The organism is Pseudomonas fluorescens (assembly GCF_000802965.1).
Taxonomy (GTDB): domain Bacteria; phylum Pseudomonadota; class Gammaproteobacteria; order Pseudomonadales; family Pseudomonadaceae; genus Aquipseudomonas; species Aquipseudomonas fluorescens_A.
In genome coordinates this window covers 252,655-274,220 of the sequence record NZ_JSAK01000015.1, presented here as the reverse complement: position 1 = coordinate 274,220, position 21,566 = coordinate 252,655, and the positions used below count along the sequence as shown (strand labels likewise).

18 protein-coding genes are annotated in these 21,566 nt (G+C 60.1%); 11 read left to right on the top strand and 7 right to left on the bottom strand.

Going from position 1 to position 21,566, the window contains the following annotated elements:
• Window positions 1–9: 9 nt before the first annotated feature.
• Genes NL64_RS13780 through NL64_RS13765 form a run of 4 tightly spaced genes read right to left on the bottom strand, consistent with a single transcriptional unit; the run spans window position 10 to window position 2,778 of the window.
• A complete protein-coding gene (locus NL64_RS13780; RefSeq protein WP_034148614.1) occupies window positions 10–534 on the bottom strand; it encodes a pilus assembly protein PilP in 525 nt (174 codons plus the stop codon).
• The gene (gene pilO, locus NL64_RS13775) at window positions 531–1,154 is read right to left on the bottom strand and encodes a type 4a pilus biogenesis protein PilO (RefSeq protein WP_034148613.1); all 624 of its coding nucleotides are present in this window, start codon (window positions 1,152–1,154) and stop codon (window positions 531–533) included. Before pilO ends, NL64_RS13780 begins: the two co-directional genes overlap by 4 nt.
• Window positions 1,151–1,717 carry a PilN domain-containing protein gene (locus NL64_RS13770; RefSeq protein ID WP_034148612.1) on the bottom strand — a complete coding sequence of 189 codons (567 nt, stop codon included), beginning with the start codon at window positions 1,715–1,717 and terminating at the stop codon, window positions 1,151–1,153. The genes pilO and NL64_RS13770 overlap by 4 nt, the downstream gene beginning before the upstream one ends.
• Window positions 1,717–2,778 carry a pilus assembly protein PilM gene (locus NL64_RS13765; RefSeq protein WP_034148611.1) on the bottom strand — a complete coding sequence of 354 codons (1,062 nt, stop codon included), beginning with the start codon at window positions 2,776–2,778 and terminating at the stop codon, window positions 1,717–1,719. Before NL64_RS13765 ends, NL64_RS13770 begins: the two co-directional genes overlap by 1 nt.
• A 215-nt stretch (window positions 2,779–2,993) precedes the next feature.
• Here NL64_RS13765 and NL64_RS13760 point away from each other — a divergent pair, with 215 nt between their 5' ends.
• Complete coding sequence (locus NL64_RS13760; protein WP_437176917.1) at window positions 2,994–5,432, top strand: penicillin-binding protein 1A; 2,439 nt, start codon at window positions 2,994–2,996, stop codon at window positions 5,430–5,432.
• Window positions 5,433–5,635: 203 nt separating this feature from the next.
• On the opposite strand, the gene NL64_RS13755 is transcribed toward NL64_RS13760, so the two are convergent.
• The 3 genes from NL64_RS13755 to rpmE form a co-directional block, all read right to left on the bottom strand.
• Window positions 5,636–6,904 carry a malic enzyme-like NAD(P)-binding protein gene (locus NL64_RS13755; RefSeq protein ID WP_034148609.1) on the bottom strand — a complete coding sequence of 423 codons (1,269 nt, stop codon included), beginning with the start codon at window positions 6,902–6,904 and terminating at the stop codon, window positions 5,636–5,638.
• Between the two features lie 182 nt (window positions 6,905–7,086).
• The gene (locus NL64_RS13750; RefSeq protein ID WP_034148608.1) at window positions 7,087–7,875 is read right to left on the bottom strand and encodes a thermonuclease family protein; all 789 of its coding nucleotides are present in this window, start codon (window positions 7,873–7,875) and stop codon (window positions 7,087–7,089) included.
• 35 nt (window positions 7,876–7,910) lie between these two features.
• A complete protein-coding gene (gene rpmE, locus NL64_RS13745) occupies window positions 7,911–8,129 on the bottom strand; it encodes a 50S ribosomal protein L31 (protein WP_008047849.1) in 219 nt (72 codons plus the stop codon).
• A 302-nt stretch (window positions 8,130–8,431) separates the two neighbouring features.
• Here rpmE and NL64_RS13740 point away from each other — a divergent pair, with 302 nt between their 5' ends.
• The 10 genes from NL64_RS13740 (at window position 8,432) to NL64_RS13695 (ending at window position 21,526) form a co-directional block, all read left to right on the top strand.
• Window positions 8,432–10,651: a primosomal protein N' gene (locus tag NL64_RS13740; protein WP_034148607.1), complete on the top strand. Its 2,220-nt coding sequence runs from the start codon at window positions 8,432–8,434 to the stop codon at window positions 10,649–10,651.
• Between the two features lie 235 nt (window positions 10,652–10,886).
• Complete coding sequence (argS, locus tag NL64_RS13735; protein ID WP_034148606.1) at window positions 10,887–12,623, top strand: arginine--tRNA ligase; 1,737 nt, start codon at window positions 10,887–10,889, stop codon at window positions 12,621–12,623.
• Between the two features lies 1 nt (window position 12,624).
• Window positions 12,625–13,335, top strand: a complete 711-nt coding sequence (locus NL64_RS13730) for an SPOR domain-containing protein (protein ID WP_034148605.1) — start codon at window positions 12,625–12,627, stop codon at window positions 13,333–13,335.
• Window positions 13,336–13,606: 271 nt separating this feature from the next.
• Window positions 13,607–14,137 (top strand): ATP-dependent protease subunit HslV, encoded by a 531-nt coding sequence (hslV, locus tag NL64_RS13725; RefSeq protein WP_007975582.1) that lies wholly within the window; start codon window positions 13,607–13,609, stop codon window positions 14,135–14,137.
• A 54-nt stretch (window positions 14,138–14,191) separates the two neighbouring features.
• A complete protein-coding gene (gene hslU / locus NL64_RS13720; RefSeq protein WP_034148604.1) occupies window positions 14,192–15,529 on the top strand; it encodes an HslU--HslV peptidase ATPase subunit in 1,338 nt (445 codons plus the stop codon).
• Window positions 15,530–15,734: 205 nt separating this feature from the next.
• Window positions 15,735–16,115, top strand: coding sequence for a gamma-butyrobetaine hydroxylase-like domain-containing protein (locus tag NL64_RS13715; protein WP_034148603.1), 381 nt, complete (start codon window positions 15,735–15,737; stop codon window positions 16,113–16,115).
• Window positions 16,116–16,375: 260 nt separating this feature from the next.
• Window positions 16,376–18,055: a class II poly(R)-hydroxyalkanoic acid synthase gene (phaC, locus tag NL64_RS13710; protein ID WP_034148602.1), complete on the top strand. Its 1,680-nt coding sequence runs from the start codon at window positions 16,376–16,378 to the stop codon at window positions 18,053–18,055.
• 140 nt (window positions 18,056–18,195) lie between these two features.
• Window positions 18,196–19,050 carry a poly(3-hydroxyalkanoate) depolymerase gene (phaZ, locus tag NL64_RS13705; RefSeq protein WP_034148601.1) on the top strand — a complete coding sequence of 285 codons (855 nt, stop codon included), beginning with the start codon at window positions 18,196–18,198 and terminating at the stop codon, window positions 19,048–19,050.
• Between the two features lie 113 nt (window positions 19,051–19,163).
• Window positions 19,164–20,846 (top strand): class II poly(R)-hydroxyalkanoic acid synthase, encoded by a 1,683-nt coding sequence (gene phaC, locus NL64_RS13700; protein ID WP_034148600.1) that lies wholly within the window; start codon window positions 19,164–19,166, stop codon window positions 20,844–20,846.
• A 59-nt stretch (window positions 20,847–20,905) separates the two neighbouring features.
• Window positions 20,906–21,526, top strand: a complete 621-nt coding sequence (locus NL64_RS13695; RefSeq protein ID WP_034148599.1) for a TetR/AcrR family transcriptional regulator — start codon at window positions 20,906–20,908, stop codon at window positions 21,524–21,526.
• Window positions 21,527–21,566: the final 40 nt, after the last annotated feature.

Here is a 21,566-nt window from a genome sequence, read left to right as displayed (position 1 = left end):
CGAGTTCCACTATGAGTGCTCTTTCAAAGGAATGGTCCTTGGCCGTTCCAGCCAGGCGCCCTGACCATCGGGGACGATTTCGACCACATCGACTTGCGAGCCGCTGATGGCGACGATTCGCCCGTCGTTACGCCCCAGGTAATCACCGACCTTCAGCCGATGCACCCCGCCAGCTCCCCGCAACAGCGCAAAGGAGCCCGCTGCATTGGAGATCGTGCCAACCATTTCAAACTGCTCGATGTTGAAACCCTCGAGGTATTGCTTGACCCGATTGGGGTCGGGCTTGACGTTGCGTGAGCCGTGTTTCTGCCCCGTCAGGTCGATCCTGACCTGCGGGGAAAACGGGCTTCGAAGGTTGGCGGCGCTGTAGGTGAATGTCGGGTAAGACCGGAATGTCGGCGTTGGTTCAATTTTGCCCGGTGCCCGCAGGCGCATTTCGTTCATGTAGGCGTCCAGGTCACTGAAGTCATCGGCGCCACAACCGGACAGCGCGGCCACTATCACGACCATCGAAAAACAACGTAGCGGGCTCATTGATGCAGCCCCTTGTCGTTGTACCGATAGGTCTTGGCGAGGATGCTCATGCGCAGCTTCGCGCCACCTTCGGGGTCGGCGGGCGCCAGGTCGAAATCATGCAGGGTGACGATGCGCGGCAGGCCTGCCACACCACTGACGAAGGTGGCGAGGTCGTGATAAGCACCGGTTACGGTGATCTGGATCGGCAGTTCGATGTAGAAGGGTTGGGTGACTTCGGGTAGCAGCTTGATCTCTTCAAACTCCAGGCCGCTGCCCAATCCTGTGCGGGTAATGTCTTCGAGCAGGCCCGGCACCTCGGTATCACTCGGTAGTTGCCGCAACAGCACGCCAAAGGAGTTCTCCATTTCCTTCATTTGCTGGGTGTAGAGCTCCAGATTCGCCGCCATGTGGGACTTGGTCGCGAATTGCTCCTTGAGGGTCGACTCTTCCTCTCGCTTGAGTTCGAGCTGGCTTTCAAGCTCGCTTGTGGAAAAGCTGTAGCCCAGCGAAAGAACCAGGATCATGACCAGCACACCCACCAAAACCTTGATAGCGGGCGGCCAGGAACCAATGTTGTTGGTATCCAGATCGTTGATGTCGATCTTGCGCAGGTTTTCAAACCATTCGGACGGAGTCATTTCCCGTCCTCCACGGCAACTGGCTGGGTCTGACGAACGGTCAACTGAAAGATATTCGCCTGGTCCACCTGGCCGGCGGTGGTGGCTTTGACTTCTGTCAGGCTCGGCGCATCGAACCAGTCTGATGCATCAAGATTGCGCATCAGGTCGGAAACGCGATTGTTGGATTCTGCTGCACCGGAAATGGACAAGGTCTTGCCGTCCATTTTGACCTCGGTGAAATACACCCCGTCAGGCAGCGTCCGCGCTAGCTGATCGAAAATTCGCCCGCTGATCGGCCGGTTGCCTTGCAGGTCCTGGATGATGCGCATGCGCTCCACCAGTTGCTGGCGCCGGGCCTTGAGATCGCTGATCTGTTTGATCCGCTCGTCGACGACCACGATCTGTTTGCCGATGTAGTCGTTGCGCGCAACCTGCCGCTCGATAGCAGCGTTGATGACCTGATTCGCGATCAGCACCGCGCCTGTCGAACCCACCAGCACGCCGACCAGAATCAACAAGAATCGCTTGCGACGCTCTTCGCGCCGTTCTTCGCGCCAGGGTAAAAGATTGATCCGCGCCATCAGTCGAAACTCCTGAGGGCCAGCCCGCAGGCGATCATCATCGCCGGCGCATCGCTGGCCAGCACGGCGGCGTTGACCTTGTTACTGAGGGTCATGTCGGCAAACGGGTTGGCCACCTGGGTCGGAGTGCCGAGCTTCAGTTCAATCAACCGATCCAGCCCGGAGATCGACGCAGTCCCGCCAGCCAGCAAAATGTGATCGACCGAGTGGTACTGGCCCGAGGCAAAGAAAAACTGCAACGAACGCGACACCTGCTGCACCAGTGCCTCGCGAAACGGCTGCAACACTTCACTGACGTAATCGTCCGGCAAACCGCCCTGCTTCTTCGCCAAGCCTGCCTGCTCGATTGTCAGGCCATATCGACGCTGGATTTCTTCCGTCAGCTGACGCCCGCCGAACAATTGTTCGCGGGTGTAGATGATCCGCCCGTTGTGCAGCACGCTCAGGGTGGTCATGGTTGCGCCGATATCGACCACGGCGACCAGATGCTTCCTGGAGGTCGCCAACTGATTGGTCAGCAAGCCAAAGGATCGCTCCAGCGCGTAGGCCTCGACATCGACCACGCGGGCGGTGAGGCCCGCCAGAGTCAGCGCGGCTTCGCGAACTTCGACGTTTTCCTTGCGACACGCCGCGAGCAGCACGTTGACTCGCTCAGGGTTGCGCGTGGAAGCGCCCTGGACTTCAAAGTCGATCGCGACTTCGTCCAATGGATAGGGGATGTACTGATCAGCCTCGATCTTCAGCTGGTTTTCCATCTCGTCGTCGGAAAGACCGGCATCCATTTCGATGGTCTTGGTGATGACCGCTGAACCGGCCACCGCAACGGCCGCGTTTTTCAGACTGGTCCTGGCTTTGATCAGCACACGCGAAAGAGCCTGGCCCACACCTTCGGGCTCGGCGATATTCTTTTCGATTACAGCGTTGGCGGGCAGCGGCTCAACTGCGTAGGCCTCGACCCGATAACCGTTGCCCTGGCGGCTCAGCTCCAGAAGCTTCACCGACGTGGAGCTGATGTCGATGCCTAAAAGCGTATTGGCCTTTTTGTTGAAGAGTCCTAGCACTACCAATTCCCTATGACTATCCGTGAGTTACGGACTCTGCAATGTCCATTGCGTTCAATCCACCCGTCTTGACAGCAGCGCAATGACGCCCTCGACGGAAAAATGCTTATAATGCCCCTCGTTTTTTTCCGCTTTTTCGCAAGCGCGGGTCGTTCTCCTTTAGCCTGAACCCTGATGCCTAATTCATTTTTTGCCCTGGATATCCAAAAGCCTTGATTCGTCTGCTGAAGTTTTTCGGTTGGTCCATCGTCGCGATTTTCTGCGGACTGCTTTTGGGTCTGAGCGGGGCGTTTCTTTACCTTAGTCCCGGATTGCCGTCCGTGGAGGCGCTACGAAGCATCCAGTTGCAGATTCCTTTGCGGGTCTACAGCAGCGACAACAAGTTGATCGCAGAATTTGGCGAAATGCGCCGTACTCCGATCCGTTTCGCCGACATTCCGCCCAATTTCATTAATGCGTTACTAAGTGCTGAAGACGACAACTTCGCCAATCACTACGGCGTCGACCCTAGCAGCCTGATGCGTGCCGCCACCCAATTGGTAAAAAGCGGACACATCCAGTCCGGCGGCAGCACCATCACCATGCAGGTGGCGAAGAACTTCTTCCTGACCAGCGAACGCAGCTTCTCGCGCAAAACCACGGAAATCCTGCTGGCCCTGCAAATCGAACGGCAACTGACCAAGGACGAGATCCTTGAGCTGTACGTCAACAAGATCTATCTGGGTAACCGCGCCTACGGCATCGAGGCGGCGGCGCAGGTCTATTACGGCAAATCGATTCGTGACGTCAGCCTGGCGCAGATGGCGATGATTGCCGGCCTGCCGAAAGCTCCGTCGCGCTTCAACCCGCTGGCCAACCCGGCCCGCAGCAAGGAGCGTCGCGACTGGATCCTGGGGCGCATGTACAAGCTGGGCAAAATTACCGAAGCCGACTACACCGCCGCCATCAACGAACCGCTGAACGCCAGCTATCACGTACCGACACCGGAAGTGAACGCGCCGTACATCGCCGAGATGGCCCGCGCGGAAATGGTCGGCCGTTATGGCAGCGACGCGTACACCGAAGGTTTTCGCGTCACCACCACAGTACCGAGCAATCTCCAGGAAATGGCCAACACGGCCCTCCACGAAGGCTTGATGACCTACGACCAGCGTCACGGCTATCGTGGCCCCGAGTCGCGCCTGCCAGGCAAGACGCGCGAAGCCTGGGCGACTGAACTGACCAAGCAACGCACCATCAGCAGCCTTGAACCAGCCATCGTCACCCAGGTCGACAAGGGTGGTTTGCAAGTGCTGACCCGCACCGGTAGCGAGCAAGTGAGCTGGGACAGCATGAAATGGGCTCGCCCGTTCCTGAACACCAACAGCATGGGCGCCAACCCCAAGCAGCCGTCGGATGTGGCTCAGGTCGGTGACCTGATTCGCGTGCAGCGTCAGCCGGACAACTCGCTGAAATTCAGCCAGATCCCGCAGGCTCAGGGCGCGCTGGTTTCCCTTGATCCGCAGAATGGCGCCATTCGTTCGCTGGTCGGCGGTTTCGCCTTTGAGCAGAGCAATTACAACCGCGCCCTTCAGGCCAAGCGCCAGCCGGGTTCGAGCTTCAAGCCGTTCGTCTACAGCGCCGCGCTGGATAGCGGCTACACCGCCTCCAGCCTGGTGAACGATGCGCCGATCGTGTTCGTCGACGAGTACCTGGACAAGGTCTGGCGCCCGAAAAACGATACCAACACCTTCCTCGGCCCGATCCGCCTGCGTGAGGCGCTCTACAAGTCGCGCAACCTGGTGTCGATCCGCCTGCTGCAAGCGATGGGCGTTGGCAAAACCATCGACTACATCACCCGCTTTGGCTTCAACAAGCAGGATCTGCCGCCGAACCTATCCCTGGCGCTGGGCACCGCGACCCTGACGCCGATGGAAATCGCCACCGGCTGGAGCACCTTCGCCAACGGCGGCTACAAGATCACCCCTTACATCATCGACAAGATCGAAAGTCGCAATGGCGATACGCTATTCGTCGCCAACCCGCCGAGCGTTCCGAAGGGTGGCGCTGCTACCGACGGCATCGCCGCGCCCGCCGCCGAGGCCTTCACAGTCAACGCTTCGCCAGAAGCAGCACTGAGTGCCCAACCGGCGACACAAGCGCCGGCCGTGGCAGAGCGCATCGTCGATGGCCGTACCACTTACATCCTCAACAGCATGCTCCAGGACGTGATCAAGCTTGGCACCGGCCGTCGCGCACTGGCCTTGGGCCGCAGCGACATCGCCGGCAAAACCGGTACTACCAACGAGTCCAAGGACGCCTGGTTCTCCGGCTACAACGCCGATTATGTCACCACCGTCTGGACCGGCTTCGACCAGCCTGAAAGCCTGGGTCGCAAGGAGTTCGGCGGCACCGTCGCGCTGCCGATATGGATGAACTACATGGGCGCCGCGCTCAAAGGCCTGCCACCTCATACGCAGCCTGAGCCGGAAGGCATTCTTAGCCTTCGCGTGGACCCGATCAGCGGCCGTGCGGCCACGCCGGGCACGCCTGGGGCCTACTTCGAGCTGTTCAAGGCCGAAGACACGCCGCCATCGGTGAATGAACTGGGCAACGGCAATGCGCCGGGCAGCCCGTTGCCGGCGGATGAAGCGGCGCCGATCGATTTGTTCTGATTGTGAAACGCAACCCAAAAGCCCCGCCTTCGAGAGAAGAGCGGGGCTTTTTATTGCAAGGCAAGATCAAGAGATCGCAGCCTTCGGCAGCTCCTAGAGGGAGAATGCGTTCCCCCTCTAGGAGCTGCCGAAGGTTGCGATCTCTTGATCGTCCGCCCATAAAAAAACCCGGCCAATGGCCGGGTTTTTTATAACGTAGCTACTTAGCCGTTGAACACGTCATCCACGCTTTTCAGCGGGTAGTTCTTCGGATACGGCAGGGTCGCAACACCGGTCTCGATGGCGGCTTTAGCCACGGCATCGGAGATCAGGGTGATCAGGCGGGCGTCCATTGGCTTCGGAATGATGTACTCACGACCAAATTCCAGCTTGATGCCGCCGTAGGCGTCGCACACTTCCTGAGGCACTGGCAGTTTGGCCAGTTCGCGCAGGGCGTTGGCTGCGGCCACTTTCATTTCCTCGTTGATGCGCTTGGCGCGAACGTCCAGGGCGCCACGGAAGATGAACGGGAAACCCAGTACGTTGTTGACCTGGTTCGGGTAGTCCGAACGGCCGGTGGCCATGATCACGTCGTTACGGGTGGCGTGCGCCAGCTCCGGGGAGATTTCCGGATCAGGGTTCGAGCACGCGAACACGATCGGGTTAGGCGCCATGGACAGCAGGCCTTCAGCGCTCAGCAGGTTCGGACCGGACAGGCCGACGAACACGTCAGCACCTTGCAGAGCGTCTGCCAGGGTACGTTTTTCGGTCGCGTGAGCGAAAACAGCCTTGTACTGGTTCAGGTCGTCACGGCCGGAGTGGATCACGCCGGTACGGTCGATCATGTAGATGTTTTCGATGTTGGCGCCCATGCTCACCAGCAATTTCATGCAGGAGATGGCGGCAGCACCGGCACCCAGGCAGACGATCTTGGCTTCTGGCAGGGTTTTGCCAGCGATTTCCAGGGCGTTGATCATGCCGGCGGCGGTAACGATGGCGGTGCCGTGCTGGTCATCGTGGAATACCGGGATGTCGCACTGCTCGATCAGAGCGCGCTCGATCTCAAAGCACTCAGGTGCCTTGATGTCTTCCAGGTTGATGCCACCGAAGGTGATGGAGATGCGCTTGACGGTGTCGATGAAGGCTTGCGGGCTTTCGGAATCGACTTCGATGTCGAAAACGTCGATGCCGGCGAAGCGCTTGAACAGCACGCCTTTACCTTCCATCACTGGCTTGGAAGCCAATGGGCCGAGGTTACCCAGGCCGAGAATCGCGGTGCCATCAGAAATGACTGCAACCAGGTTGCCTTTGCCGGTGTATTTGTACGCCAGCTCAGGATCGCGGGCGATTTCGCGTACTGGTTCGGCTACGCCGGGGCTGTAGGCCAGCGACAGGTCGCGGGCGGTAGCGGTGGCCTTGGTGAGCTCGACACTCAGCTTACCTGGACGAGGATGGGCGTGATATTCGAGAGCGGCAGTTTTCAAATCAGACATGGGGGCATTCCGCTTTTACTGTTGGACAGACTGGTCAGCGAGGATACGCGCCTCACAAAATCCCCACAAGACTGACCGGTCACCCCTGTCAAGCGCCCTGCCCTACGACTTTGGCCCAAGAGCCGCGGAACATAAGGGATAGACTGTTCACAATCGACAGAAAAAATGTCTACAATTTTTTCTTACTTAGCCACCTGAACCATGGCCGGGTCGGTCAATGGCAACATCCAGCGCGGTTGCCCTTCCTTGAGTCCGCCACGGCGGGATCGATCCAGCACCCAACCGCGAGCCTCTACTTCTCTGCCTTTGAGGCTTTCAAGGGAACCGACGTCAAAGTGGCCCAATAAATTGGGCGCAACGCGCAATACAACTGAATCCTGCAATTCAATCCAAACCCCGCCCCGATTGCGTTGAACCTTGCTCACACGACCGCTGAGCACAGCAAAACCGGACGCACTGATCTGCTCCGCTTTCAGTACAGGTGACTGGCGCCATACGCCGAGCCCGGCTTGGCGCGCACTCTGTTCGGCAGCCTGCTGACACGCGACCAGATCGACATTGGGTGCGACCGCCACCTGAAAACCAAGGCCTTCTGCGAGCATTTGCGCTTCGAGGTTGGCGCCATCGGCACCGTAGACATGAGCCAGGGAACGGCCATAGTGATCTTTGCTTTCTTTGCCGGGCAGCAAACCGACACGCCCATCACTCGCGGCAACCAGGGCTTCGAGGTGCTTACGCGCCGCCACGGCGAAAGGCTCGTCGGAGCGACCTTTCTTGCCCAGCTCCGGCGTATTCAGGCCGATCATGCGCACACTGCGGCCATCACTCAGGCGCAGTGTGTCGCCATCCACCACCCGCTGCACCGCGACGGAAGTCAGCCCGGACGGCGCCGGGCAGAAGGCCTGGGCGCCGGAGAGCCAAATCGCGGACACAAAAAAGGCGCCCGCAAGGGACGCCTTTTTCATCAGCATGGAAAAACCGGAACGGCTTCCCAAGTTGAGTGGCCTTAGGCCTTTTTCGCGCCGAAAGCACCGAAACGGTCTGCGAAGCGCTGAACGCGGCCGCCAGTGTCCAGAGTCTTTTGCTTACCGGTGTAGAACGGGTGGCATTCGTTGCAAACGTCGATCGCCAAGGCTTTGCCGAAGGTCGAACGGGTTTCGAACTTGTTGCCGCAGCTGCAGGTAACAGCAACTGCTGGGTATTCTGGATGGATATCAGCTTTCATGGTGTCTTCCTCAGGCTAGCGTGCCGCCACCCAACACTATTGTTGAATACCGCACGTAATTAGGCCGCGGATTCTACCAGACAATGCCAATCACGCAAGCTGTCGCTCAAACCGGTCGTCTGCTAGGCTCCCGACCCAAACGCTGATCATCTGCAAACAAACCTGTGGGAGCGGGCTTGCCCGCGAAAGCGTCCTGTCAGCCGATGAAGATGCCGCCTGAAAAGGCCTCTTCGCGGGCAAGCCCGCTCCCACAGGGGTCGCGCTCAGCCTTTCTTTCTGCCCGCTTAAAGAGATCCCCCCGCGTGCCCGACGCCATTCTGCGCCTCGCCTTGCCTTCACCGCTGCGCCGCCTGTTCGACTATCGCGCGCCGGCCGGTGTATTGCGCGCCCAGTTGCACCCCGGCATGCGCCTGCGGGTACCGTTCGGCCGACGCGAGATGATCGGGATTCTGGTGGAAATCGCCGACACCAGCGAAGTCCCGGCGGAAAAACTCAAACCCGCCCTGGCCCTGCTCGATGCCACGCCGCCATTGCCACCCGCACTGTTCAAGCTGTGCCTGTGGACTTCCCAGTATTACCAGCACAGCCTCGGCGACACCTTGAGCTGGGCGTTGCCGGTACTGCTGCGCCAAGGCGAACTGGCGGAAGCGCGCCAGGAACGCTTCTGGTCCGCCGCCGCCGGCGCCAGCCTCGATGACCCGCGCATCGCCCGCGCACCGCGTCAGCGTGAAGCGTTGGCGACATTGGCCCAGCATCCCCATGGTGTCGCCCATCAGTTGCTGAGTAAATTGATGCTGAGCAAGGACAGCCTCGATCTGTTGCTGGCCAAGGATCTGGTGCAGGTCGAGATCCGCAAGCACGCCCCCGGCGCGCGCCACGAACACTGGCTGGCGCAACCGGAGCTGCCACTCAACCCGGAGCAGCGGGCGGCTTACGAAGCAATTCGCGCCGGGTTCGATAGTTATCACGCATTCCTGCTGGCCGGCGTCACCGGCAGCGGCAAGACCGAAGTCTATTTGCAACTGATCCGCGAAACCCTTGAGGCCGGCAAACAAGCCCTGGTGCTGATCCCGGAAATCAACCTCGGTCCGCAGACCCTGGCGCGCTTCGAGCAGCGTTTCAATGCGCGCATCGCGCTGATCCACTCCGCGGTCAATGATCGCGAACGCCTCGAAGCCTGGCTCGCCGCCCGCGATGGCGAGGCCGACATTATTATCGGCACCCGCTCGGCGCTGTTCACTCCGATGAAGAACCCTGGCCTGATCATCATCGACGAAGAGCACGACGGCTCCTATAAACAGCAGGAAGGCCTGCGCTATCACGCCCGCGACCTGGCCCTGGTGCGCGCCCGGCAGGAAAACATTCCGATTGTGCTCGGCTCCGCCACGCCTTCACTGGAAAGCCTGCACAACGCCTACACCGGACGTTATGGCCTCCTACGCTTGAACGAGCGTGCCGGTGGCGCCAAGCAACCCCGCTTCCTGCGCCTGGATGTAAAAAGTCGTCCGCTGGACAGCGGTATTTCCGGGCCGATGCAGCAAGCCATCGGGCAGACGCTCGCGGCCGGGCAACAAGTGTTGGTATTTCTCAATCGCCGTGGTTTCGCGCCGACCCTGCTTTGTCACGACTGCGGCTGGATGTCCGAATGCCAGCGCTGCGATGCTCGGATGACCGTGCACCAGCGCTATGGCGAACTGCGTTGCCACCATTGCGGCTACGTCGAACGCGTGCCGCGCCAGTGCCCGAAGTGCAACAAGGTCGATCTGCGCCCGGTGGGGGCCGGCACTGAACGGGCCGAAGAGCGCCTGCAGATTCTGTTCCCGGATTTCCCGGTGTTGCGGGTCGACCGCGACAGCACGTCACGCAAGGACGCAATGACTCAATTATTCGCGACCATTCAAAAGGGTCAGCCGTGCATTCTGATCGGCACGCAAATGCTTGCCAAAGGACATCACTTTCCACGGGTGACACTGGTATCGATTCTCGATGCCGACGGCGGGCTGTTCTCCGGCGACTTCCGCGCCAGCGAGCGCATGGCGCAGTTGATCGTCCAGGTCGCCGGGCGCGCGGGGCGTGCGGAAGAACCGGGCAAAGTGATCATCCAGACGCACCTGGCCGACCATCCGCTGCTGGTGCAATTGACCGAACAGGGCTACTTCGCGTTTGCCGAACAGGCCTTGAGTGAGCGTCGCGCAGCGGGCCTGCCGCCGTTCGCGCATCTGGCGTTGCTGCGGGCCGAAGCGCACAAACCGGGGCAGGCAGAAGGATTTCTTGATGAAGCGTGCAGCGAGGCTGAGCGTTTGCTGATTGAACAAAATCTGACCGGCATTGAACTGCTGGGTCCGGTGCCAGCGCCGATGGAGCGCAGGGCCGGACGTTATCGGGCGCAGTTGTTATTGCAGGCGACCGCCCGGGCGCCGCTGCATCGGTTGCTTGCCAGCTGGTTGCTGGTGCTGGAGCAGATGCCGAGCGGGCGGGCGGTGCGATGGTCTTTGGATGTGGACCCGGTCGATTTGTATTGATAGTGGGGCCGCCATCGCTGGCAAGCCAGCTCCCACAGGGTTTTTTGAAGGGCACATAATTGTGAACACCCAGGATCCCTGTGGGAGCGGGCTTGCCCGCGATAGCGGTTGATTTGTCACCACACATCCACAACCTGCCTGCTAAGGTTGGCAAGCCCGCTCTGGGAACGGATAATGCCCAGTTTTTCCACCAGCGCATGATGCGCCGCCGCGCCTGCGGTCGAAAGAGAAGACCATGAAAGACACCATTCGCCAGCTGATCCAACAAGCCATCACCCAACTCGTCAACGAAGGTGTGTTGCCTGAAGGCCTGTCGCCGGCGATCCAGGTGGAAAACTCCCGCGACAAGAAGAACGGCGACTTCGCCAGCAACATTGCCATGATGCTGGCCAAGCCTGCGGGCATGAAGCCGCGCGATCTAGCGGAAAAAATCATCGCCGCGCTGCCGGCTGACGAAAATGTCAGCAAGGCCGAAATCGCCGGCCCTGGCTTCCTCAACTTCTTCCAGAACACCCAAGCCCTGGCTACGCGCCTGGACGCTGCGTTGGCTGACGAGCATATCGGCGTACGCAAGGCCGGTCCGGCGCAGCGCACCGTGGTCGACCTCTCGGCCCCGAACCTGGCCAAAGAGATGCACGTCGGCCACTTGCGCTCGACCATCATCGGCGACGGCGTGGCCCGCGTGCTGGAGTTCCTCGGCGACGAAGTGATCCGTCAGAACCATGTCGGCGACTGGGGTACCCAGTTCGGCATGCTGATGGCCTACTTGCAGGAAAACCCGATCACCAGCGACGAGCTGTCGGACCTGGAAAACTTCTACCGTGCCGCCAAAGGGCGCTTCGACGAATCCGAAGAGTTCGCCGACCGCGCTCGCGGGCTGGTGGTCAAGCTGCAAGCCGGCGACCCGGACTGCCTGGCGCTGTGGACCAAGTTCAAGGACATCTCGCTGTCGCACTGCCAGAAAATCTACGAACTGCTCAACGTCAAACTGACCATGGCCGACGTGATGGGCGAAAGCGCTTACAACGACGACTTGATCAACGTGGTCAACGATCTGAAGGCGGCAGGCATGCTGGTCGAGAGCAACGGCGCCCAGTGCGTGTTCCTCGACGAATTCAAGAATGCCGATGGCGACCCGCTGCCGGTGATCATCGTCAAGGCTGACGGTGGCTACCTCTACGCCACCACCGACCTGGCGGCCGTGCGTTACCGCAGCGGCAAGCTCAAGGCTGACCGCGCGCTGTACTTCGTCGACCAGCGTCAGGCCCTGCACTTCCAGCAAGTGTTCGCCGTGGCGCGCAAGGCCGGTTTCGTGACCCATCCGATGGAAATGGAACACATGGGCTTCGGCACCATGAACGGCGCTGACGGCCGTCCGTTCAAGACTCGTGATGGCGGCACCGTGAAGCTGATCGACCTGCTGACCGAAGCCCAGGAACGTGCCTATAACCTGGTCAAAGAGAAAAACCCGGAGCTGGCCGAGGACGAGTTGCGCAACATCGCCAAGGTCGTTGGCATCGGCGCAGTAAAATACGCCGACCTGTCCAAACACCGCACCAGCGACTACAGCTTCAACTTCGACCTGATGCTGAACTTCGAAGGCAACACCGCGCCGTACCTGCTGTACGCCTACACCCGTGTGGCCGGTGTGTTCCGCAAACTCGGCAAGGACTTCAGCGAAGTCGAAGGCCAGATCGTGTTGGAAGCCGCGCATGAACACGAGCTGGCGGCGAAACTCGCACAGTTCGGCGAGATCCTGAACAACGTGTCCGAGAAAGGCACGCCGCACATTCTCTGCACCTACCTGTACGACGTCGCCGGCCTGTTCTCCAGCTTCTACGAGAACTGCCCGATCCTCGCCGCCGAGACCCCGGCACAAATGCAGAGCCGCCTGCGCCTCGCCGCGCTGACCGGACGTACTCTCAAGCAAGGCCTGGAACTCTTGGGCCTGGAAACACTGGAGCGCATGTAAGTTGGCTGCCAAGAAAAAACCTGCACCCAAGCGTGGCGCCAGCCGTTACCAAGCTCCAGCGAAGCAGCCGATCCCGGGTTGGCTGTGGATGGCCATCGGCCTGACGGTCGGCGCGTTCATCGTGTTCCTGATGAAACTGGAACCGGGCAAGGGCAGCGACACGGTCAAGCGCGAGAAGATCGAGCAACAGCAGAAAGCTACCAAGATCGCCGAGGCCAACAAAACCCCGCCGAGCCCGACTCAACCGGTGAAGCCGAAGTACGACTTCTACACGTTGCTGCCGGAATCGGAAGTCATCGTGCCGCCGGATGCCGTGCCGGAAAAAACCCTGCCGACGCCGCAAGTGCCGGCCATTCCGACCACGCCGGTGACCCCGGCCGAAGCGGCGAAGATCGACACCGCTCGCGCTCAGGCAGCTCTGGCCGGAATTACGCCGCCGCCAGCGCCGCCCGTGACCAAGGCCGCGCCGGTGACCAAGTTCTTCCTGCAGGCCGGTTCGTTCCGCAAGGAGGCTGATGCGGACAAGGTGCGGGCGCAGATCATCCTGCTCGGCCAGGCCGTGGCGGTTGAATCCGGCACGGTGAAGGACGAAACCTGGTATCGCGTTCTCGTCGGACCGTTCAGCAACCGCGAACAACTGACCACCGCGCAGAAACAACTGGCTGGCGCCGGATTCAGCAACCTGTTGTTACAACAACGCCAAAGCCGCTGACCGCCTTGTGGCGAGGGAGCTTGCTCCCGCTGGAGTGCGCAGCACTCCCAAAACCTGTAACTGCGGTCCATCAGACAGACCGATCAGACCGGGTTTGTGGCTGCTTCGTAGCCAAGCGGGAGCAAGCTCCCTCGCCACAATTGTTTCAGCGTCGATCACCATTGCCTCGCACCGCTCGTCCCCCGCCGCATCCCACAGTTGAAATCCACTCCACCACCCCCATATGAATGGGCATAAGGCATTTTCGCCCCGCTGCGTGGAGACTCTTCCCTTGACCACCATCGTTTCAGTTCGCCGCCACGGCAAAGTCGTCATGGGCGGCGACGGCCAGGTTTCCCTTGGCAATACCGTGATGAAAGGCAACGCGAAAAAAGTTCGCCGCCTGTACCACGGTCAGGTCATTGCCGGTTTTGCCGGCGCCACCGCTGACGCCTTTACCCTCTTCGAACGCTTCGAAGGCCAGCTTGAAAAGCATCAGGGCCATCTGGTTCGCGCCGCCGTCGAACTCGCCAAAGAATGGCGTACTGATCGCTCCCTGAGCCGCCTCGAAGCCATGCTCGCCGTCGCCAACAAAGACGCTTCCCTGATCATCACCGGCAACGGTGACGTGGTTGAGCCGGAAGACGGCTTGATCGCCATGGGCTCCGGTGGCGCCTATGCCCAGGCTGCCGCCAGCGCCCTGCTGAAGAAAACCGACCTGTCGGCCCGCGAAATCGTCGAAACCGCCCTTGGTATCGCCGGCGACATCTGTGTATTCACCAACCACACCCAGACCATTGAGGAGCAGGACTGCGCCGAGTAAGCCTGATTCGGCCCCGTGCCACGGCTCATTCTTGCTTGAGGTCCTTTAAATACTATGTCCATGACTCCCCGTGAAATCGTCCACGAACTCAATCGCCATATCATCGGCCAGGACGATGCCAAGCGCGCCGTCGCCATCGCCCTGCGCAATCGCTGGCGCCGCATGCAGCTACCTGAAGAGCTGCGCGTTGAAGTAACGCCAAAGAACATCCTGATGATCGGCCCGACCGGTGTCGGTAAAACCGAGATCGCCCGTCGCCTGGCCAAACTGGCCAATGCGCCGTTCATCAAGGTCGAAGCGACCAAGTTCACTGAAGTCGGCTACGTTGGTCGCGATGTTGAATCGATCATTCGTGACCTGGCCGATGCCGCGATCAAGCTGCTGCGCGAACAGGAAATCGTCAAGGTTCGCCACCGCGCCGAAGACGCTGCCGAAGAACGTATCCTCGACGCGCTGCTGCCACCGCCGCGCATGGGTTTCAGCAACGACGACACCCCGACGGCGGACTCCAACACCCGTCAGCTGTTCCGCAAGCGCCTGCGCGAAGGTCAGCTGGATGACAAGGAGATTGAAATCGAAGTCGCCGAAATGGCCGGCGTCGATATCTCCGCGCCACCGGGCATGGAAGAAATGACTAACCAGCTGCAAAGCCTTTTCGCCAACATGGGCAAGGGCAAAAAGAAAGCTCGCAAGCTCAAGGTCAAGGAAGCGCTGAAACTGGTGCGCGATGAAGAAGCCGGCCGCCTGGTCAACGATGAAGAGTTGAAGGCCAAGGCCCTGGAAGCCGTCGAGCAACACGGCATCGTGTTCATCGACGAAATCGACAAGGTCGCCAAGCGCGGTAATTCCGGTGGCGTCGATGTATCCCGCGAAGGCGTGCAGCGCGACTTGCTGCCACTGATCGAAGGCTGCACCGTCAACACCAAACTGGGCATGGTCAAGACCGACCACATTCTGTTCATTGCTTCCGGTGCGTTCCACTTGAGCAAGCCGAGCGACCTGGTGCCGGAGCTGCAAGGTCGCCTGCCGATTCGTGTTGAGCTCAAAGCGCTGTCGCCGGAAGACTTCGAACGCATCCTCAGCGAGCCGCATGCATCGCTCACCGAGCAATATTGCGCACTGCTGAAAACCGAAGGCCTGGGCATCGAGTTCCAGCCGAGCGGCATCAAGCGCATCGCCGAGATCGCCTGGCAGGTCAACGAAAAAACCGAGAACATCGGCGCCCGTCGTCTGCACACCCTGCTTGAGCGCCTGCTGGAAGAGGTGTCGTTCAGTGCCGGCGACCTGGCCAGCAGCCATGACGGCAAGGTCATCCAGATCGACGCCGACTACGTCAACAGCCACCTCGGCGAATTGGCGCAGAACGAAGACCTGTCCCGTTATATCCTGTAGGTCACATTCTGTGTGAGCGGGCTTCCGTGGCGAGGGAGCTTGCTCCCGCTGGGTCGCGAAGCGGCCCCGAAACCGGCGAATGCGGTTCATCAAACAGACCGCATTCTCCGGCTTTACGACTGCTGCGCAGCCGAGCGGGAGCAAGCTCCCTCGCCACAGGATCACCCGCCGACACAGGGCCTCCATACGACGGAAGATCGGCCCCATGACGACCCAAATCCCCACCGACATCAAGCTGCACAAAGCCTCGAAAACCCTGTCGCTGAAATACGCGTCCGGTGAGGAATACACCCTGCCCGCCGAATTCCTGCGCGTGCATTCTCCTTCCGCCGAGGTCCAGGGCCACGGCAAACCTATCCTGCAATTTGGCAAGATCAACGTAGGACTGACCAAGATAGAACCGGCCGGTCAGTACGCACTGAAACTGACCTTCGACGACGGCCACGACAGCGGCCTGTTCACCTGGGAATACCTCTACGAGCTGGGGCGACGTTATGACGCACTCTGGGAGGATTATCTTGCCGAGCTCAAAGCGGCCGGAAAAACCCGCGACCCGAACGAATCCGTCGTCAAGCTAATGCTCTAGCCTGAGCCTCTTGCTCTTTAGAAGGCATTTTCTAATTTCATCTGTTTGAATGCTTGGCCGCGAGGTCAGTCATTGGCCTGCTTGCGAAAAAAATTAAACTCGGGTAACCAATGGAGCTGGCAAGTTCCCTGCAGTGCCCTCTGCGAACGAAAAAGCAGCGATGCAGAATTAACGGTCACCCGAGCAGTAGTACCTGGCATTGGCTGTGTGACTGCACAGCAGGACCCCGGTACTCGTCTCAGGACAATGGAGCGTCGTAGATGAGTAACAAGAATAACGATGACTTGAAGTATCAGGCCTCGGAAAACACCTTGGGACTGAATCCTGTCGTTGGGCTGCGTGGAAAGGATCTACTGGCTTCTGCTCGCATGGTTCTCAGGCAGGCCATCAAACAACCGGTGCACAGCGCCAAGCATGTCGCGCATTTCGGCCTTGAGCTCAAGAACGTTTTGTTCGGCAAATCAGCCCTGCAACCGACCAGTGATGATCGACGTTTTGCCGATCCGGCCTGGAGCCAGAACCCGCTCTACAAACGTTATCTGCAAACTTACCTGGCGTGGCGCAAGGAACTCCACGACTGGATCGACCACAGCAACCTCACACCCAATGACGCGGCTCGCGGCCACTTCGTGATCAACCTCATGACCGAAGCCATGGCCCCGACCAACAGCGCGGCCAACCCGGCGGCAGTCAAACGCTTTTTCGAAACCGGCGGCAAGAGCCTGCTCGACGGCCTCTCGCATCTGGCCAAGGACATGGTGCACAACGGCGGCATGCCGAGCCAGGTCAACATGGGCGCCTTCGAAGTCGGCAAGAGCCTGGGCGTGACCGAAGGCGCGGTGGTGTTCCGCAACGATGTGCTGGAGCTGATCCAGTACAAGCCCATCACCGAGCAGGTCCACGAGCGTCCACTGCTGGTGGTACCGCCGCAGATCAACAAGTTCTATGTTTTCGACCTCAGCCCGGACAAGAGCCTGGCACGGTTCTGCCTGCGCAATAACGTGCAGACCTTCATCGTCAGCTGGCGCAACCCGACCAAGGAGCAGCGCGAGTGGGGCCTGTCGACTTACATCGAGGCGCTCAAGGAAGCGGTCGACGTGGTCACTGCGATCACCGGCAGCAAAGACGTGAACATGCTCGGCGCCTGCTCAGGCGGCATCACTTGCACCGCCCTGCTGGGCCACTACGCCGCGATCGGCGAGAACAAGGTCAACGCCCTGACCCTGCTGGTGAGCGTGCTCGATACCACCCTGGACAGCGACGTCGCCCTGTTCGTCAACGAACAAACGCTGGAAGCCGCCAAGCGTCACTCGTACCAGGCTGGCGTGCTGGAAGGTCGCGACATGGCGAAAGTCTTCGCCTGGATGCGTCCCAACGATCTGATCTGGAACTACTGGGTCAACAATTACCTGTTGGGCAACGAGCCACCGGTTTTCGACATCCTGTTCTGGAACAACGACACCACACGGTTGCCCGCAGCGTTCCACGGCGACCTGATCGAACTGTTCAAAAACAACCCACTGATTCGCCCGAATGCACTGGAAGTGTGCGGCACCGCCATCGACCTCAAGCAAGTGACAGCCGACATCTTTTCCCTGGCTGGCACCAACGACCACATCACCCCGTGGAGGTCTTGCTACAAGTCGTCGCAACTGTTCGGCGGCAACGTTGAATTCGTGCTGTCCAGCAGCGGCCATATCCAAAGCATTCTGAACCCGCCGGGCAATCCGAAGTCCCGTTACATGACCAGCACCGAAAAGGCGTCGAATGCCGATGAGTGGCAAGAAAACGCCACCAAGCACACCGACTCCTGGTGGCTGCACTGGCAGGCCTGGCAGGCTCAACGTTCAGGCGAACTGAAAAAGGCCCCGGCGAAACTGGGCAACAAGGCCTACCCGGCAGGCGAGGCGGCGCCAGGCACTTACGTACACGAGCGCTAGACCCACAGACCTGTAGGAGCCGGCTTGCTGGCGATTGCATCACCACTTGAAACTGGAAAACGGTGTTGCACGCATCGCCAGCAAGCCGGCTCCTACAGGATGTGTGTCAGGAACCACGATCCACCCACAGGGCCAGAAGCATGCCGCAACCGTTCATATTCCGTACCGTCGACCTGGATGGCCAGACCCTCCGCACGGCAGTACGCCCCGGCAAGCCTCACTTGACGCCCTTGCTGATTTTCAACGGCATCGGCGCCAACCTGGAGCTGGTGTTTCCGTTCGTCGCGGCGCTGGACCCGGACCTGGAAGTCATCGCTTTCGACGTCCCCGGTGTCGGCGGTTCGTCGACGCCGAGCCGGCCGTATCGCTTTCCCGGCCTGGCCAAACTGACGGCGCGGATGCTCGATTATCTCGACTACGGGAAGGTCAACGTGATCGGCGTGTCTTGGGGTGGCGCCCTCGCCCAGCAGTTCGCTTTTGACTATCCGGAGCGCTGCAAGAAACTGGTGCTCGCGGCGACGGCAGCGGGCGCGGTGATGGTCCCGGGCAAACCAAAGGTGCTGTGGATGATGGCCAGCCCGCGGCGCTACATCCAGCCGTCCCACGTGATTCGCATTGCACCGATGATCTACGGCGGCTCATTCCGTCGCGACCCGACCCTGGCTGCAAACCACGCGGCGAAAGTGCGTTCGGCGGGCAAGCTCGGTTACTACTGGCAGCTGTTCGCCGGTTTTGGCTGGACCAGCATCCACTGGCTGCACAAGATCAGTCAGCCAACCCTGGTACTGGCCGGCGACGACGATCCGCTGATCCCGTTGATCAACATGCGTTTGCTGGCCTGGCGAATTCCCAACGCTCAACTGCACATCATCGATGACGGTCATCTGTTCCTGATTACCCGTGCCGAAGCGGTGGCACCGATCATCATGAAATTCCTCGAAGAGGAGCGACAACGCGCCGTGATGCATCCGCATCCGGCACCACTGGGCGGTTAACCGACTCATTGTCGGTCGGCAGGATGCCGCGCCGCGCAACAACCCGTTACAGCGTCTATGGTGTTCTGGTTCGGTTGTTTGTTTTTGGCCTGAAGACGAAGGAGTGTTGACTCATGCGTGACAAACCAGCGAGGGAATCTGTGCCCACTCCCGCCGCGTTCATCAACGCACAGAGTGCGATTACCGGCCTGCGCGGCCGCGATCTGATTTCGACCCTGCGCAGCGTTGCTGCCCATGGCTTGCGCAACCCGGTGCACAGCGCCCGACATGCGCTGAAACTGGGCGGGCAACTCGGCCGCATTTTGCTGGGTGAAACCCTGCACCCGACCAATCCCCAGGACAGTCGTTTTGCCGACCCGTCATGGAGCCTCAACCCTTTTTATCGGCGCAGCTTGCAGGCCTACCTGAGCTGGCAGAAACAGGTCAAAAGCTGGATCGACGAAAGCAACATGAGCCCGGACGACCGCGCCCGCGCGCACTTCGCTTTTTCCTTGCTCAACGATGCCGTATCGCCGTCCAACAGCCTGCTCAACCCCCTGGCGATCAAAGAGATTTTCAACTCCGGCGGCAATAGCCTGGTGCGCGGGATCGGTCACCTGTTCGATGACTTCCTGCACAATGACGGCCTGCCCCGGCAAGTCACCAAACACGCCTTCGAAGTCGGCAAGACCGTCGCCACCACCACCGGCTCCGTGGTGTTTCGCAACGAGCTGCTGGAGTTGATCCAGTACAAGCCGATGAGCGAAAAACAGTATTCCAAACCGCTGCTGGTGGTGCCGCCGCAGATCAACAAGTTCTACATTTTCGACCTCAGCCCGCAAAATAGCTTCGTTCAGTACGCGCTCAAGAACGGCCTGCAAACCTTCATGATCAGTTGGCGCAATCCGGATGTGCGTCATCGTGAATGGGGCCTGTCGACTTACGTCGAGGCGGTCGAGGAAGCCATGAATGTGTGCCGGGCGATTACTGGCGCGCGTGAAGTCAATCTGATGGGCGCCTGCGCCGGCGGGCTGACCATTGCCGCGCTGCAAGGTCACCTGCAAGCCAAGCGACAACTGCGGCGGGTCTCCAGCGCGACGTACCTGGTGAGCCTGCTCGACAGCTCCCTGGACTCGCCAGCCACCCTGTTTGCCGACGAACAAACCCTGGAAGCCGCCAAGCGCCGCTCCTATCAGAAAGGCGTGCTCGACGGCCGGGACATGGCCAAGGTCTTCGCCTGGATGCGCCCCAACGATTTGATCTGGAGCTATTTCGTTAACAACTATCTGCTGGGCAAGGAGCCGCCGGCGTTCGACATCCTCTACTGGAACAACGACAACACGCGCCTGCCCGCAGCCCTGCATGGCGACTTGCTGGACTTCTTCAAGCACAACCCGCTGAGCCATCCCGGTGGCCTCGAAGTGTGCGGCACGCCGATCGATTTGCAAAAGGTCACGGTCGACAGCTTCAGCGTCGCCGGCATCAACGACCACATCACGCCGTGGGACGCGGTGTATCGCTCGACCCTGCTGCTGGGCGGCGAGCGTCGCTTCGTATTGTCCAACAGCGGCCACATACAGAGCATTCTCAACCCGCCGAACAATCCGAAAGCCAACTACATCGAGAACGGCAAACTGAGCAGTGACCCACGGGCTTGGTATTACGATGGCAAGCACGTGGACGGCAGCTGGTGGACCCAGTGGCTGAGCTGGATTCAGGAACGCTCGGGCGCGCAAAAAGAAACCCACATGGCCCTCGGCAACCAGAACTATCCACCGATGGAGGCGGCACCCGGCACTTACGTGCGCGTGCGCTGACGTTCAACGACCCACGGCCGAAGCCGGCCGTGGCATGACCCGATCACTAAGAAGACTGGATGAAAACCCGCGACCGCATCCTCGAATGTGCCCTGCAGTTGTTCAATCAGAAGGGCGAACCGAACGTCTCCACCATGGAAGTTGCCAATGAAATGGGCATCAGCCCGGGCAACCTCTACTACCACTTCCACGGCAAGGAGCCATTGATTCTCGGGCTGTTCGAACGCTTCCAGAGCGAACTCGCGCCGCTGCTCGACCCGCCGTCCGATGTCGAATTGTCCCCGGATGACTACTGGCTGTTTTTGCACCTGATCGTCGAGCGCCTGGCCCACTACCGCTTCCTCTTTCAGGACCTGTCGAACCTGGCCGGGCGCTTGCCGAAACTGGCCAAGGGCATCCGCAATCTGCTCAATGCACTCAAACGCACGCTGGCTTCGCTGCTGGCGCGATTGAAGGCGCAAGGACAGTTGGTCAGCGATACCCAGGCGTTGGGGCAACTGGTGGAACAGATCACCATGACGTTGCTGTTCTCGCTGGACTACCAGCGGATACTCGATCGTGAAGGTGAAGTGCGATTGGTGGTTTACCAGATCATGATGCTGGTGGCACCGCATCTGTTGCCGCCAATCAAAGTGGCGACGGAGCAACTGGCCCTTCAATACTTGGAAGTACACGAGTAACAGCTGTAGGAGCAAGCTTGCTCGCGATACAGGCACCTCG

Excerpts from the sequence above, each read along its gene's own strand:
- NL64_RS13750 (WP_034148608.1), bottom strand. The coding sequence starts at position 7,875 with ATGCTGATGAAAAAGGCGTCCCTTGCGGGCGCCTTTTTTGTGTCCGCG.
- phaZ (WP_034148601.1), top strand. The coding sequence starts at position 18,196 with ATGCCGCAACCGTTCATATTCCGTACCGTCGACCTGGATGGCCAGACC.
- hslU (WP_034148604.1), top strand. The coding sequence starts at position 14,192 with ATGTCCATGACTCCCCGTGAAATCGTCCACGAACTCAATCGCCATATC.
- rpmE (WP_008047849.1), bottom strand. The coding sequence starts at position 8,129 with ATGAAAGCTGATATCCATCCAGAATACCCAGCAGTTGCTGTTACCTGC.
- phaC (WP_034148600.1), top strand. The coding sequence starts at position 19,164 with ATGCGTGACAAACCAGCGAGGGAATCTGTGCCCACTCCCGCCGCGTTC.
- phaC (WP_034148602.1), top strand. The coding sequence starts at position 16,376 with ATGAGTAACAAGAATAACGATGACTTGAAGTATCAGGCCTCGGAAAAC.
- NL64_RS13715 (WP_034148603.1), top strand. The coding sequence starts at position 15,735 with ATGACGACCCAAATCCCCACCGACATCAAGCTGCACAAAGCCTCGAAA.
- NL64_RS13755 (WP_034148609.1), bottom strand. The coding sequence starts at position 6,904 with ATGTCTGATTTGAAAACTGCCGCTCTCGAATATCACGCCCATCCTCGT.
- NL64_RS13780 (WP_034148614.1), bottom strand. The coding sequence starts at position 534 with ATGAGCCCGCTACGTTGTTTTTCGATGGTCGTGATAGTGGCCGCGCTG.
- NL64_RS13770 (WP_034148612.1), bottom strand. The coding sequence starts at position 1,717 with ATGGCGCGGATCAATCTTTTACCCTGGCGCGAAGAACGGCGCGAAGAG.
- pilO (WP_034148613.1), bottom strand. The coding sequence starts at position 1,154 with ATGACTCCGTCCGAATGGTTTGAAAACCTGCGCAAGATCGACATCAAC.
- argS (WP_034148606.1), top strand. The coding sequence starts at position 10,887 with ATGAAAGACACCATTCGCCAGCTGATCCAACAAGCCATCACCCAACTC.
- NL64_RS13695 (WP_034148599.1), top strand. The coding sequence starts at position 20,906 with ATGAAAACCCGCGACCGCATCCTCGAATGTGCCCTGCAGTTGTTCAAT.